The 13,890-nt window shown below is 68.3% G+C and carries 14 protein-coding genes and 1 riboswitch; of the genes, 8 read left to right on the top strand and 6 right to left on the bottom strand.

What is annotated here, in order from left to right:
- Nucleotides 1-12: 12 nt before the first annotated feature.
- From PVT71_RS25300 to PVT71_RS25280, 5 genes are all read right to left on the bottom strand, one after another.
- Nucleotides 13-183 carry a hypothetical protein gene (locus PVT71_RS25300; protein ID WP_353476269.1) on the bottom strand — a complete coding sequence of 57 codons (171 nt, stop codon included), beginning with the start codon at nt 181-183 and terminating at the stop codon, nt 13-15.
- A 222-nt stretch (nt 184-405) separates the two neighbouring features.
- Nucleotides 406-1,869, bottom strand: a complete 1,464-nt coding sequence (locus PVT71_RS25295) for an FGGY family carbohydrate kinase (RefSeq protein WP_353476268.1) — start codon at nt 1,867-1,869, stop codon at nt 406-408.
- A 3-nt stretch (nt 1,870-1,872) separates the two neighbouring features.
- Nucleotides 1,873-2,835 (bottom strand): transketolase C-terminal domain-containing protein, encoded by a 963-nt coding sequence (locus tag PVT71_RS25290; protein WP_353476267.1) that lies wholly within the window; start codon nt 2,833-2,835, stop codon nt 1,873-1,875.
- Nucleotides 2,835-3,671: a transketolase gene (locus tag PVT71_RS25285; protein WP_353476266.1), complete on the bottom strand. Its 837-nt coding sequence runs from the start codon at nt 3,669-3,671 to the stop codon at nt 2,835-2,837. Before PVT71_RS25285 ends, PVT71_RS25290 begins: the two co-directional genes overlap by 1 nt.
- An 8-nt stretch (nt 3,672-3,679) precedes the next feature.
- Nucleotides 3,680-5,146: a fucose isomerase gene (locus PVT71_RS25280; protein WP_353476265.1), complete on the bottom strand. Its 1,467-nt coding sequence runs from the start codon at nt 5,144-5,146 to the stop codon at nt 3,680-3,682.
- Between the two features lie 342 nt (nt 5,147-5,488).
- Between PVT71_RS25280 and PVT71_RS25275 the strand changes: the two genes are divergently transcribed.
- The 5 genes from PVT71_RS25275 (at nt 5,489) to PVT71_RS25255 (ending at nt 10,656) form a co-directional block, all read left to right on the top strand.
- Nucleotides 5,489-6,427, top strand: coding sequence for a D-ribose ABC transporter substrate-binding protein (locus PVT71_RS25275; RefSeq protein WP_353476264.1), 939 nt, complete (start codon nt 5,489-5,491; stop codon nt 6,425-6,427).
- Between the two features lie 84 nt (nt 6,428-6,511).
- The gene (locus PVT71_RS25270) at nt 6,512-7,156 is read left to right on the top strand and encodes a DUF2291 domain-containing protein (protein WP_353476263.1); all 645 of its coding nucleotides are present in this window, start codon (nt 6,512-6,514) and stop codon (nt 7,154-7,156) included.
- Nucleotides 7,153-8,691 carry a sugar ABC transporter ATP-binding protein gene (locus tag PVT71_RS25265; protein ID WP_353476262.1) on the top strand — a complete coding sequence of 513 codons (1,539 nt, stop codon included), beginning with the start codon at nt 7,153-7,155 and terminating at the stop codon, nt 8,689-8,691. Before PVT71_RS25270 ends, PVT71_RS25265 begins: the two co-directional genes overlap by 4 nt.
- Nucleotides 8,688-9,752, top strand: coding sequence for an ABC transporter permease (locus PVT71_RS25260; RefSeq protein ID WP_353476261.1), 1,065 nt, complete (start codon nt 8,688-8,690; stop codon nt 9,750-9,752). Before PVT71_RS25265 ends, PVT71_RS25260 begins: the two co-directional genes overlap by 4 nt.
- Nucleotides 9,753-9,882: 130 nt before the next feature.
- Nucleotides 9,883-10,656, top strand: coding sequence for a DeoR/GlpR family DNA-binding transcription regulator (locus PVT71_RS25255; RefSeq protein ID WP_353476279.1), 774 nt, complete (start codon nt 9,883-9,885; stop codon nt 10,654-10,656).
- 37 nt (nt 10,657-10,693) lie between these two features.
- On the opposite strand, the gene PVT71_RS25250 is transcribed toward PVT71_RS25255, so the two are convergent.
- Nucleotides 10,694-11,164 (bottom strand): 6,7-dimethyl-8-ribityllumazine synthase, encoded by a 471-nt coding sequence (locus PVT71_RS25250; RefSeq protein WP_353476260.1) that lies wholly within the window; start codon nt 11,162-11,164, stop codon nt 10,694-10,696.
- 68 nt (nt 11,165-11,232) lie between these two features.
- Nucleotides 11,233-11,363, bottom strand: a riboswitch (FMN riboswitch).
- A gap of 393 nt (nt 11,364-11,756) precedes the next feature.
- On the opposite strand from PVT71_RS25250, the gene PVT71_RS25245 reads away from it, so the two are divergent.
- The 3 genes from PVT71_RS25245 to PVT71_RS25235 all read left to right on the top strand — a co-directional run bounded on the left by PVT71_RS25245 (nt 11,757) and on the right by PVT71_RS25235 (nt 13,858).
- Entirely contained in the window at nt 11,757-12,671 is a 915-nt protein-coding gene (locus tag PVT71_RS25245; RefSeq protein ID WP_353476259.1) for a flagellin, read from the top strand.
- A gap of 133 nt (nt 12,672-12,804) precedes the next feature.
- Nucleotides 12,805-13,224 carry a peptidoglycan-binding protein LysM gene (gene lysM, locus PVT71_RS25240; protein ID WP_353476258.1) on the top strand — a complete coding sequence of 140 codons (420 nt, stop codon included), beginning with the start codon at nt 12,805-12,807 and terminating at the stop codon, nt 13,222-13,224.
- A 94-nt stretch (nt 13,225-13,318) separates the two neighbouring features.
- The gene (locus PVT71_RS25235; RefSeq protein WP_353476257.1) at nt 13,319-13,858 is read left to right on the top strand and encodes a CYTH domain-containing protein; all 540 of its coding nucleotides are present in this window, start codon (nt 13,319-13,321) and stop codon (nt 13,856-13,858) included.
- Nucleotides 13,859-13,890: the final 32 nt, after the last annotated feature.

Raw genomic sequence — 13,890 nt, 5'->3', positions numbered from 1 at the left:
TGCCGACCCGGCTCAGGCCTTGCGGACGATGCGCTTCTCGGCCCAGGGCGGTGCAACCTTCATGTCGCGGGTGATCGGAAGGTTGACGTAGTATTCCATGTCCCCGTAGCGGCGCTCGTAGGTGCCCCAGTCGCAGACATACTCGACGCGATACCCGGCCAGTTTCAGGAGTCCTTGAACCATTTGATGTCCCCTTTCGAGCTGCGTTGCCAGCCACCGGAGGTTCCGTGTGGCGTTGATCAAACCTAGCTCGAAAGGCCGCAATCGCTCCAGATCCGCGCAGGGATGGCCGGGAGTGACTGTTGGGCGCGCCGCTCTCCGAAGGGATAGGCGGCTTTCTCCGGGAGAGGTGGGCGCTCATCGTTTTGCGCCGGTTCGCGCGGTCGGACCCCGGCCGCGCGCGCCTCAGCCTGGCTGGAACCGGCAGCGTTCCACCGCCGCCCGCCACCCGGCGCGCAGCGCCGCGCGGGCCGTTCCGTCCGTCTGGGCCGGGGCGTAGCGGGTCTCTCCGCCGGGCGGCGGCAGCGACACGCCGAGCCCGGCAAAGGCCATGGCCGCCGCACCCAGCGCCCCCACCTCCTCGGCCCCGGTGACGGAGACCGGACGGCCAAGCACCTCGGCCTGAAGCTGCATCAGGAACCCGTTCGACGAGGCGCCGCCGTCAGCGCTGATCCCCTCGAGCGGCGCGCCCCGGTCCGCCTCCATCGCGCCGAAGACATCCGCCACCTGCAGCACGATCGCCTCGAGCGTCGCGCGGGCAAGATGGGCGCGGCTGGTGCCATGGGTCATGCCGGTGACGAGCCCGGTCGCGGCATCGTCCCAATGCGGCGCGCCGAGCCCGGCCAGCGCCGGCACGAAGGCAACGCCGCCGGAGTCGGGCACGGTCTGCGCGAGATCCGACAGCGCCCGTGCATCGGGCAGCCCGAGGATCCCCGCCATGAAGGCCGCCGCCTGCGCCGAGACGGTGATGTTGCCCTCGAGCGCGTAGGCCGTGCCGTGCCGGTCTGTCCAGGCGATGGTGCTCGAGAGCCCGTGGCGCGAATGCACGCGCCCCTCGGTCAGGGTCATCAGCGACGAGCCGGTGCCGTAGGTCGCCTTGACCGGCCCCGGGCCGCGCACGCCGTGGCCGTAGAGCGCCGCGTGGCTGTCGCCCATCATCGCCAGCACCGGCACGCCGCCGGGCAGCGCGGTCGCGCCCGGCGCGGTCTCGCCGAAGCGGCTGTCCGAGGGCATGGGCGCGGGCAGCGCCTCGAGGCTGGCACCGAAGAGCGCCGTGAGATCCGGGTCCCACGCCAGCCTTGCCGTGTCGAAAAGCTGCGTGCGCGAGGCGTTGGAATGGTCGGTCGCGAAGGCCGCGCCGCCCGAGAGGTTCCACAGCAGCCAGGCATCGACCGTGCCCGCCCGCAGCCGGCCCTGCGCCAGCAGGGCGCGGGCCTCGGGGCGCTCGCGCAGCGCCCAGCCGAGTTTCGACGCCGGGAAGAGCGGGTTGATGCCGAGCCCCGTCGCCGCCTCGACCTCGGCGTTCCGCCCCGCCGCGATCAGCGCCGCGCAGTCCGGCGCGGTGCGGCGGCACTGCCAGAGGATCGCCGGGCCGACCGGCTCGGAGGTGGCGGCATCCCAGAGCACCAGCGTCTCGCGCTGGTTCGAGATCGCGATGCCGTCGATCGTGCCCGACCCCACCGCCTCGACCACGCTGCCGATGACCTGCCGCGTCGCCGCCCAGATGGCGGCGGCGGATTGCTCGGCCCAGCCCGGCCGGGGATAGTCGGTGCTGGTGCCGGTGGCGGCGCGGGCAAGTATTGCGCCGCTTGCGTCCACCACCAGCGCCTTGGTGTTGGTGGTGCCCTGGTCGAGCGCGAGGATGCGCATGGCTCAGCCGCTCTTGCGCGCCAGCGCCCGCCGCGCGGCGGCGGCGATACCCGCGGCGGACAGGCCGAATTCCGCGAAGAGGAAGTCGACCGAGCCCGTCGGCATGAAGCCCGGGAAGCCGACCCGCTCGAGCGGCACCGGCTTGTTGGCCGAGGTGAGCTCTGCCACCGCGCCGCCAAGCCCGCCGCGCACCAGCGCCTCTTCCACGGTGACCAGCGCGCCGGTCTCCTCGGCCGCCGCCAGCACCGCCGCATCGTCGAGCGGCGCGACCGTGTGCATGTTGAGCACCCGCGCCGAGACCCCCTCGCCCGCCAGTACCCCGGAGGCCGCCAGCGCAAGATGCACCGTGGTGCCGTTGGCGATCAGCGTCACGTCCGCGCCTTCGGCCAGCGGCTCGGCCTTGCCCGGGGTGAAGACCCGGCCCGGCACGTTGAGCCCCGGCACCTTCATGCGCGAGATCCGCAGGTAGACCGGCCCCTCGTGCGCGGCGGCCCATTTCACCGCCTCGGCGGTCTCCCACGGGTCCGAGGGCGCGACGATGGTGATCGGCCCCAGCGCCCGCAGCCAGGCGAAATCCTCGATCGAATGGTGCGTCGCGCCAAGCTCGCCATAGGCGATGCCCGGCGACTGGCCGACCAGCTTCACGTTGAACCCGGCATAGGCGACATCGGCCTTGATCTGCTCGAGCGCGCGCCCGGTCAGGAAGCAGCCCGCCGCCGACACGAACGGGATGCGCCCGCCGTTCGCCAGCCCCGCGCCGACGCCGACCATGTTCTGCTCGGCGATGCCGACGTTGATCAGCCGGTCGGGGAACTTCTCGCGGAAACCGCCGAGGTTGGACGAGCCGACGCTGTCGTTCACCACCACGGTGATGCGCGCGTCCGCTGCCGCCAGCGCCTCGATCGTCTCGGCCCAGGCCTTGCGGCAGTCGAAGGTCTCGGGGGTAAGGGTCGCTGCCTCGGCCATCAGACCAGCTCCTTCATTGCCTGTTCGTATTGCTCGGCGCTCGGCACGCCGTGGTGCCATTTCGCCAGCCCCTCCATGAAGGACACGCCCTTGCCCTTGACGGTGTTGGCGATGACGCAGAGCGGCTTCTTGCGCGACCCGACCGGGCTGCCCAGCACCTCCAGGAGCGCCGGGATGTCGTGCCCGTCCACCTCGACCACCTCCCAGCCGAAGGCGCGGTACTTCTCGTCGAGCGGGTCGAGCGCGCTGGTCTCCTCGGTGCCCGCGCCCTGCTGCAGCCGGTTGCGGTCGACGATCAGCGTGAGATTGGCCACCTTCCGGTGCCCGGCGGTCATCGCCGCCTCCCAGTTCGAGCCCTCCTGCTGCTCGCCGTCGCCGGTCAGCACGTAGGTGCGGTACTCCGCGCCGGTGATCTGCCCGGCAATGGCGATGCCGAGCGCCACGGGAAAGCCATGGCCGAGCGGGCCGGTGTTGGTCTCGACCCCGGGCAGGTAGTTTCGGTTGGGGTGGCCGTTCAGCTTCGAGTGCGGGCCCATGTAGGTGCCGAGCCAGTCCTCGGGGAAATAGCCCGCCGCGCAGAGCGCCGAGTAGAGCACCCCGGTGGCGTGGCCCTTCGACATGACGAACCGGTCCCGCGCCTCCCAGTCGGGGCGCGCCGAGTCGTAGCGCAGCACCCCGAAGTAGAGCGTGGCAAGGATGTCGGTCGCCGAGTAGTCGCCGCCGATATGGCCAAGCTGCTTGTCGTAGACCATCTTCAGCGCGGTGCGCCGCATCCACAGCGCCTTTTCCCGGATCAGGTCCGGCGAGCCGGCGTCATTGCGCAGGGCAGTTGTCATGGGACACCTCAAAAGCGGTTGGGCAGGACGAGCCGGGGCTCGGGGATGCCGTTGTGGTGGTAGATGGGCCAGCCGAGGTAGCGGGTGGCCGCCTCGGTGACGATGTCGGCATGGTGGCCGCGTACCATGGCGACGTGATGCTCGAAGCCGTTCTGCGTGACGAAGCGCATCAGCGTGCGCAGGTCGCGGATCCTGGTGACCGCGATGCCGCCGTCCATGCCGAAGGGATCGTCGGTGAAGTCGCCCTCGCCGACATAGGCCTTGAGCACGCCGTTGCGGTCGTCGCTCGAAAGGCGGAAATAGGTGAGCGGGCCGGGCTGCACCTTGCCCTTGACCGCGCCGAAGCATTTCTCGCGCCCGATGGTCTCGCCCAGCACGTCAAGCTCCGAGACCTCGGGCGTCTCGCCGAGGAAGCTCTTGGGGTAGTTGCCGCAATGGGTGCAGACACAGGTGTCGACCGCGTCGCCGTAGTTGTTGTTCCAGTCGAGGATCGCGGCGGGGGCGCCCGAGGCCAGCGTCAGCGCGTACATCGAGATCGCGCCCATCACGTCGACCTCGCAGGCCGAGGGCATCAGATCCTCGCCCATCATCGACATGGTCAGGCACGTGGCGCAGCCGAAGTTGTCCTGCAGCGAGCGCCAGCACTGGATCGCCGAGGCGTCGCATTCGTTCTCGTCGATCCAGCGGTTCACCGCCAGCGTCCACTTGCCCTGCTTGAGGATCTGCGCGTCGCGGATGTAGCCGGGGATCTTGCCGTAACCCTTGATCCGCTTGAGCTTTTCCTGCAGTTCCGCGTCCTCGTCGGGGATCGCGCCGGCGGCGGCGATGAGCTCGGAAAGGTCGGCGGTGACCACGGTCATGCCGGTCGCCTGCAGCAGCTTCTCCGAGTAGCGCATGGTCTGGAACGGGCCGGTGCGCGCGCCGATCGCGCCGATGCGGGCGTTTCGCAGACCCTTCACCGTGCGGCAGAGCCGGGCAAAGCGGTCGAGGTCGGCACGGAAGCCCTCGCCGTCCACGTCGCAGGTGTGCTGCGCGGTCTCGGTGAAGGGCACGCCGTATTGCCAGAAGTTGTTCGAGACCGAGATCTTTCCGCAGAAGGCGTCGCGGCGGGAATGCACGTCGACCTTGTCGATCTCGTCGTTGCTGGCCTGCAGCAGGATCGGCACACCCAGCTTGGCGCGGTTCACCAGCTCGGCAATGGCGATCTCGTCGCCGAAGTTGGGCAGGCAGATCACCAGCCCGTCGATGCTGTCGCGCTGCGCCTTGAAATGCTCGGCATAGAGCTTGGCATCGGCGATGGACTGCACGGCACCGTTCTCGGTCGCCTCGAAGGGCAGCGTCACGGCGTCGATCCCCAGCGCCTCGAGCTGGGCCAGCACCTGCTCGCGCGCATCGCGGCAGGGGGCGGGGCTGAAAAAGGCGCGGCTGCCGATGACGACACCCAGCGACACCCTGCGGTTCACGGTTCTGATCACTGTCTTCCTCCCTTGGCGATGGCTGGGGCGCCCCTGCGCACGGCATCCTCCGCGCCCCGGACTTTCGCTTGATTACGTTTACTATCGTTTTCTGCGGTTTCAGGCAAGACGCTTCCACAAACCGCCCATCATCTGCGCGAAACCCCTGAATTCCGGCCAATATCCTCCCGACCTCAAGTCTAACCACCGCCAAACGCCGCGATGAATCAGCGAAAATCTGCACTTCGCCCCAAAACCGAAAGTATTCGAAACTAAAACTGTTGACATAACGTCAGATTCGTTAAGGATTGCCCCCGGAGGACGGCGTCGGGGAGGCGCCGCAATTTCAGGGAGGACTATTACATGATCATCAATCGCCGTCTCGTCGTGTCCGCGCTGGCTCTGACCGTCGCCTGGGGCGTCCCCGGCTTCGCCGCGGCAGACACCATCGCGATCATCACGCCGAGCCACGACAACCCCTTCTTCAAGGCCGAGGCCGACGGTGCCGCGGCCAAGGCGCAGGAGCTGGGCTACGAGACCATGGTGCTCGTCCATGACGACGACGCCAACAAGCAGTCCGAGCTCTTCGACAGCGCCATCGCGGCGGGGGTCAAGGCGATCGTGCTCGACAACGCCGGCGCCGATGCCTCGGTCTCGGCGGTGCAGAAGGCCAAGGATGCGGGCATCCCCTCCTTCCTGATCGACCGCGAGATCACCGCCACCGGCGTCGCGGTCAGCCAGATCGTGTCGAACAACTACCAGGGCGCGCAGCTCGGCGCCGAGAAGTTCGTCGAGCTGATGGGCGAGGCCGGCAAGTTCGCGGAACTGCTGGGCAAGGAGTCGGACACCAACGCCGGCATCCGCAGCCAGGGCTACCACGACGTGATCGACCAGTACCCCGACCTCGAGATGGTCGCGCAGCAGACCGCCAACTGGTCGCAGACCGAGGCCTACGCGGTGATGGAATCGATGCTGCAGGCCAACCCCGAGATCAAGGGCGTCATCTCCGGCAACGACACCATGGCCATGGGCGCCTGGGCCGCGCTCGAGGCGGCGGGCCGCACCGACGTGATCGTGGTGGGCTTCGACGGCTCGAACGACGTGCGCGACTCGATCCTCGCCGGCGGCATCAAGGCCACCGTGCTGCAGCCCGCCTACAGCCAGGCGCAGCTTGCCGTGATGCAGGCCGACAAGTTCCTCAAGGACGGCTCGACCGGCCTCGACGAGAAGCAGCTGATGGACTGCGTGCTGATCGACGACAGCAACGCCGGCAAGCTCGAGACCTTCGCGCTGACCGAGTGATCCGGGGCGGGTCGATCCCGTTTCCCCAGACTGCCGGCGCGCGGAGCCCCTCCGCGCGCCGGACCTGACCGACAAGGTGACAGCATGAAACCGACCCCCCTGCTCGCGCTCGGACTCGCGGCGGGCCTCGCGCTTGCCGGATGCAAGATCGTCAAGGACGTGGCCGAGGACGAGAAGGCGATCCCCGCCGATGCCAGCGGCGACGACGCCCGCACCGCGCAGCGCATCGCCGACACGTTCGACAGCAAGCTCCTGCCGCTCGTCCATGACACAGCCCTGCCCCTGCCCGAGCTGCGCGCCGCGCTTGCGGGCGGGCTCGACGCCGCCGGCAAGGCACATGGCAACCGCGGCGCGGGCGCCGGGGCGGCATGGAACTTCGCCGTCTCGGGCGAGGGCCGCGTGGTCGAGGCCAAGCTCGACAGCCGCGCCCGCACGCTCGGGCTCGACACCGACGGCGACGGCAGCAGCGACGTGACGCTGCAGCTCGGCCCGGTGATCAAGGGCAGTGCCATGCGCGACGTGGCCCCCTTCTACAATTTCGACGATTTCCGCGACCAGATCGAGTTCGCCAAGCTCGGCCGTGCGATCAACGACCAGCTGGCGGAGCGCATCACCGTGCCCGAGGGCGATCTTGTCGGCCGCAGCGTGACCTTCACCGGGGTCGTGCCGCTGAAGTCGGCCACCGAGCCGCTCACCGTCACCCCGACCGAGATCGAGGTGGCGCCATGACCCCGGGCGAGGCGCATCCCGTCGGCCTCTCGATCCGCAACGCGGTCAAGGTCTACCCCGGCACCCGCGCGCTCAAGGGCGTCGACTTCGACATCCGCATGGGCGCGGTCAACGTGCTGGTGGGCGAGAACGGCGCGGGCAAGTCGACGCTGATGAAGGTGATCGCCGGGGTCGAGAACCTGACCGAGGGCGAGATCCTCATCGGCGGCAAGCCCGTCACCTTCCACCGCAAGGACGACGCCGTGGCGCATGGCATCGGCATCGTCTTCCAGGAGCTGAACCTCTTCCCCGAGCTCAGCGTCGCCGAGAACGTTTTCATGGGGCGCGAGCCGCTGCGCATGGGCGTCGACATCGACAGGCGCGCCGTCGTGCGCCGCACCCGCGAGCTTTTGCAGCGGCTCGAGCAGGACATCGACCCCGAGATGCAGCTCGGCTTCCTGCGCATCGGCCAGCAGCAGATCGTCGAGATCGCCAAGGCGCTGGCCGAGGACGCGCGGATCCTGATCCTCGACGAGCCCACCTCCGCCCTTTCCGCCGCCGAGGTCGAGGTGCTCTTCCGCATCATCGACGAGCTGAAGGCGCAGGGCGTCGGCATCGTCTACATCTCGCACCGGCTCGAGGAACTGATCCGGGTGGGCGACTACATCACTGTGCTGCGCGACGGCGAGATCACCGGATCGCGCCCGATGGAGGGCGTCGACATCCCCTGGATCGTGCGCGCGATGATCGGCGAGAAGTCCAAGGACTACTCCCAGGGCGTGAGCCACGACTTCGGCGCCGAGGTGTTCCGCGCCGAGCACATCACCCTGCCGAAGATGGGCGGCGGCTGGCTGGTCGACGACGTGTCGCTGTCGCTGCGCGCCGGCGAGATCCTCGGCGTCTACGGGCTGATGGGCGCCGGGCGCTCGGAATTCCTCGAATGCGTCATGGCCCAGCACCCGGGCTCGGGCGGCAGCTTCTTCGTCGAGGGCCGCGAGATGCGCGAGCGCTCGGTCGAGGGGCGCATCGCGCGCGGCATCGCGCTGGTGCCCGAGGACCGCAAGCGCGACGGGCTCATCCAGATCATGTCGATCCGCGAGAACCTCACCCTCTCGTCGCTGAAAAGCTTCACCCGGCTCTTCCACATGAGCCTCGCCGCCGAGGCCGAGCGGGCGCGCGACTACATCCGCCGCCTGACCATCAAGGTCGCCAGCCCCGAGAACCCGGTCTCGTCGCTCTCGGGCGGCAACCAGCAGAAGGTGGTCATCGGCAAGGCGCTGATGACCGGACCCAAGGTGCTGATGATGGACGAGCCCTCGCGCGGGATCGACATCGGCGCCAAGGCCGAGATCTACCGCACGATGCGCCAGCTCGCCGCCGAGGGCATCGGCATCATCTTCGTCACCTCCGACCTCGAGGAAGTGCTGGGGCTTTCCGACCGCATCCTCGTCATGGCCGACGGAAGGGTGACCGGCGAATTCCCCAAGGGCGCCGATGCCGCGCAGGTGATCGCCGCCGCGACGCCGGACAAGACCCGAAAAGGACACGCAGCATGACCGCCACCACCGCCTCCGCCGCCAAGGCGCCGCAGAAGATCAACTGGCTGCTGCTGCTGCTCAAGGCGCGCACCTTCGTGGCGCTGATCCTCGTGCTGGGCTACTTCTCGTTTGCCGCGCCGAACTTCCTCAGCACCGCCAACGCCGTGCTGGTGTCGAAACACGTGGCGATCAACGCCTTCCTCGCCATCGGCATGACCTTCGTCATCATCACCGGGGGGATCGACCTTTCCGTCGGCTCGGTCGTCGGGCTCTGCGGCATGGTCGCGGGCTGGCTGCTGCTCTACGGCGTCGACTTCGGGCTCGGCTGGTCGATCCAGTTCAACACCTTCGAGGTCATGCTCATCGTCTGCCTCGTCGGCATCTTCGTCGGCTGGATCAACGGCATGCTGATCACGCGCTTCAACGTCGCCCCCTTCATCGCCACGCTCGGCATGCTCTACGTGGCGCGCGGCACGGCGCTGCTCTCCTCCGAGGGGCGCACCTTCCCCAACCTGAACGGCCATGCCGACTACGGCTCGGCCAGCTTCCCGACGATCGGCGCGGGCAGTGTCCTCGGCATCCCGGTGATGATCTGGATGCTGATCCTCGTCACCGTCGGTGCCTCCTACATCGCCAGCCGCACGCCTCTGGGGCGGCACATCTACGCGGTCGGCGGCAACGAGCGCGGCGCCGCGCTCTCGGGCGTGCGGGTGCGGCGGGTGAAGATGTTCGTCTACATGTTCTCGGGGCTGATGGCGGCGCTGGTGGGTCTCATCATCGCCTCGCAGCTGAAGGCCGCGCACCCGGCAACGGGCGAGTTCTTCGAGCTCAACGCCATCGCCGCGGCGGTGCTCGGCGGCACCTCGATGTCGGGCGGGCGCGGGCGGATCGGCGGCACCATCGTCGGCGCCTTCGTCATCGGCATCCTGTCGGACGGGCTGATCATGATGGGCGTCTCGTCCTTCTGGCAGATGGTCATCAAGGGGCTGGTCATCATCGCCGCCGTGGTCATCGACCAGGCGCAAAGCCGGCTGCAGGCGCGTGTGGCCCTGTCGCAAGAGGCCGCGGCCGGACGCTGAGCCCCGCGGGCGGGGCGCTTGTTCCGACCCGGGATTGACGGTACGAGGGGAAAATTCCGGCGGGCCCCGGCCCGCCGACCGAAAGGGCGGAAGAGTGGCCGAGAAACACAGCGCGGAGCGGAACGAGAGCATGGCGCGGCTGCTGGCGGAACCGCGGCGGCAGCGCATCCTCGAGTGGATCGAGGAAGAGGGCTCGGCCCGGGTGCGCGACCTGTCGGCGGCCTTCGAGGTCTCCGAGGCCACCATCCGGCAGGATCTCGAGCGGCTCGAGCGCGACGGCCAGATCACCCGCGAGCACGGCGGCGCCTACCTCAGTTCCGTCCGCACCCAATCGGCCAGCATGTCCCTGCACCACCAGGAGAACATGGACCGCAAGCGCAAGATCGGCGCGCTGGCGGCCGACCTTGTGACCGATGGCGAGACGCTGATCCTCGACGCGGGCACCACCACCACCGAGGTCGCGGTGCGGCTCACCTCGCGCAGCAACCTCACGGTGATCACCAACGCGCTCAACATCGCGGTGATCCTCGGCTCGATCCCCGGCAACGCGGTGCACATGCCGGGCGGGCAGTTCAAGCCGCCGACCCTGTCGCTCTCGGGCGACAAGTCGGTGGACTACTTCCGCTCGATCTTTGCCGGGAAACTCTTCCTCGCCACGGCGGGGGTCGCGCTCGACACCGGGCTCACCTACCCCAGCTTTGCCGACCTGCAATTGAAAGAGGCGATGATCCGCGCCGCGAGCCACGTCTACCTCGTGGCCGACAGCACCAAGATCGGGCGCTCGTCCTTCACCCGGCTGGGCGCGCTCGAGCTGATCCATTCCTTCATCACCGACGACGGCATCTCGGACGCCACCGCCAAGGAGTTCGAGCTTCGCGGCATCGAGGTGCTGATCGCGAAGTGAGCGGCGCCGGTCCGGGACCGGCGCCACGTGTCAGCACTCAGGCCGCGGCGCTGACCGCCGGGCCGAAGACCTGCGCGTTCAGCCTGTAGATCTGTACCGCCGCATCCGCCGCCTCGCGTCCCTTGTGGACGAAATGCGCGTGGTAGAAGGTCTCGTGCTCGCCCTTCGGCTGGAAGTGGTGCGGCGTCAGCGAGACCGAGAAGACCGGCACGCCGGTCGCCAGCTGCGCATCCATCAGCCCCGAGACCACCGCCTGCGCGACGAAGTCATGCCGGTAGATGCCGCCATCGACCACCAGCGCGGCGGCGGCGATGCCGTCGAAACGGCCGGTCTCGCCGAGCTTCTTGGCAAGCAGCGGCATCTCGAAGGCGCCGGGCACGTCGAAGCTCTCGACCTCGGCGCCGGGCAGCAGCTCGGCGAGGCGCTGGGTGAAGCCGGCAAAGGCCTGATCGACGATCTCGGCATGCCAGCGAGCCTTGATGAAGGCGAAGGTAGGGGATTTTGTCACGGCTCAGATCCTTTCCAAATGACAAGATCCCAGAGCACATCTGCAGACCCGCGCCGAACGGCGCGTGACCACATTCTCTTCCATCCGGACTTTGACCGTCGGCCCCGGAATTCCACCGGTGTCTGCTGACCCGCCATGAGGGCGGCGCTCGCGGGCTATGACCGCCGGTGGGGAATTTCACCCCGCCCTGAGAACGTCGAACCCTTAGGCAGCGGCTCGGAGGACGTCAAGCCGCGGCGCGACAGCAGGGTCCCCGGCGCGGCGGAACCTGCCCGGATGCCCGGAAAACGGGCGTCCGGCGTGCCCACCGGCCCCGCGGAGGCGGACGCGGCGGCGTCAAATGTACCGCCGGAAAGATTTCACCTCCTTATGCGCGACAATTCAATTGGGTGAAACAACCTATGGGAATATACCCTAGATATTCATTCCTCCGTTTCCCCATAAGTGTCGCCATGGCGACATATATATAATTCCACTCGTTTACCTGCGCTTAACCTTTGAATTCAATATAGCCCATTGGAAGCGAATTTGTTGCGCCTCCGGCCAAGCGCCAGAATGGCGTTTCGGTCCCAGTGTCTTTGGAGCCTTATCAGTGACTTCGGTACTCACGAATTTATCCTCGATGGCCGCCCTGCGGAGCCTCGGCAATATCGGCAAGCAGCTCGAGATGACGCAGAAGCGGATCTCCTCGGGCCTGAGGGTCGAGACCGGCAAGGACAACGCCGCCTATTACGCGCTCTCGGAGCGGATGCGCGGCGACAGCTCGGCCTATGCCTCGATCAGCGAGGGGCTCACCCTCTCGGCGAATTCCGTCGCGACCGCCCGGCTCGGCGCCGAAAGCTTCCTCGACCTCGTCGACAGATTCGCCGAGCGCATCGCCTTTGCCCAGAACGCCGAGGGCGGCATGGCGGCGATCGCCGGCGATCTGAAGGGGCTGGTGACCGAGATGACCGCGGTGATCTCCGCCTCCACCTTCAACGGCGACGATCTGGTCAATGCCGCCGGCACGCTCGCCGCCACGCCGACGGTCAGCCCGCTCGGCGTGCTCACCGCCGGCGCCGAGGTGACCGAGACCCGCCGCCTCGTCACCGGCATCAGCCGCAGCGGCGGCAGCTACGGAACCACGGCGATCAATTTCGAGACGGTCGACCTCACCCGGCTTCAGGCCAGCTTCGCGGCGATCGCGGACGGGTTCGAGGCCAATGCCACCGCCACGACCGGGCCCACCTTCCTTGCCAACATCCTCGCCGAGGTCGACACGCTGCAGTCCGGCGCGGTCGATGCCGCGACGCGGCTCGGAGTGGTCGAGAAGAGCATCAACAGCCAGCAGGACTTCCTCGCCGCGCTGGTGGACACGCTCGACACCAGCGTCGGCGCCATGGTCGATGCCGACATGGAGGAAGAGGCCGCGCGCCTGCAGGCGCTGCAGATCCAGCAGCAGCTGGCAACGCAGGCCCTGTCGATCGCCAACGCGCAGCCGCAGGGCATCCTCACGCTCTTCGAGTAATCCGCGCCCCCTCCCCTGCCCGCGCGGCCGACAGGCCAACTCCCGCCACCGGAATATTTTCCGGTGGCTGGCGTGACGCGCCTGCGCGACACTCCGGCCATTGACCCCCAGGCATTTCACCGGAGATTTCGACATGGGACTTTTCAGCTTCCTCAAGGGCAAGGGCAAGAAGCTCGACGACTCGGCCACCCCGGCCAAGGCGTCGCTCGAGGCGGAACTCGACACGCTCGGCCTCGACAAGACCGGCGTCGACATCGAGGTCGACCCGGACAGCTCGAGGGTGAAGATCAAGGGCCAGCCCAAGGACCAGGAAACCCGCGAGAAGATGATCCTCGCGGTCGGCAACATCGAGGGCGTGGCCGAGGTCGAGGACGAGGCCGAGGGCCCGGCGCCGGTGTTCCACGAGGTGAAGGAGGGCGAGAACCTCTGGAAGATCGCCGAGGCGACGCTGGGCGAGGGCTCGCGCTACACCGAGATCTTCGAGGCCAACAAGCCGATGCTGAGCGATCCCGACAAGATCTACCCCGGGCAGGTGCTGCGCATTCCCGCCTGATCCGCCGGCCGCACCGGCCCCGCGCGGAGTCGCCCGGCATTTCGGCACGCCCCCGCTCCCGCCCGCGATCCCCCGGGCGGGGCACGATGTCGCCTTGATTTTTCCGCCCGCTTTCGGACAGATTGTCGGCATCGACAACGCCGGGATGCCGATGGCACGGGAAATCGAACGCAAGTTTCTGGTCGCCTCCGACGACTGGCGCGCCCATGTCTCGCACCGGGTCGAGCTGCGGGACGGCATCCTTGCCCTGCACGAGGGGCGCAAGGTGCGCGTGCGCTTCTACGGCGAGGAGCGCGTGACGCTCTGCGTCAAGGGCCCGCGCTCGGGCATGTCGCGCGACGAGTTCGAATACCCGATCCCGCGCGAGGACGGGCTTGTGCTGATCGAGCACCACTGCGACGGGCCGCCGATCCGCAAGACCCGCCACCACCTGCGCCACGACGGCCGCAGCTGGACCATCGACGAGTACCACGGCCCGCTCGCCGGCACGCTGATCGCCGAGATCGAGCTGCCCTCGGAGGACGCCGCCTTTGCGCGGCCGCCCTGGCTTGGGGTCGAGGTGACGCATGACAGGGACTACCGGCAGACCGCCCTGCTCCGCCGGCACCGCTCCGCGCTCGCCGACAGCGCGTAGCGCAGAATTCTTTACAAATCCCTAGCGTGTGT

Origin of the sequence: Salipiger sp. H15, assembly GCF_040409955.1 — a bacterium.
Taxonomy (GTDB): domain Bacteria; phylum Pseudomonadota; class Alphaproteobacteria; order Rhodobacterales; family Rhodobacteraceae; genus Salipiger.
Note: the sequence above shows the minus strand (reverse complement) of the source record. Positions and strands in the feature narration are given on the sequence as shown.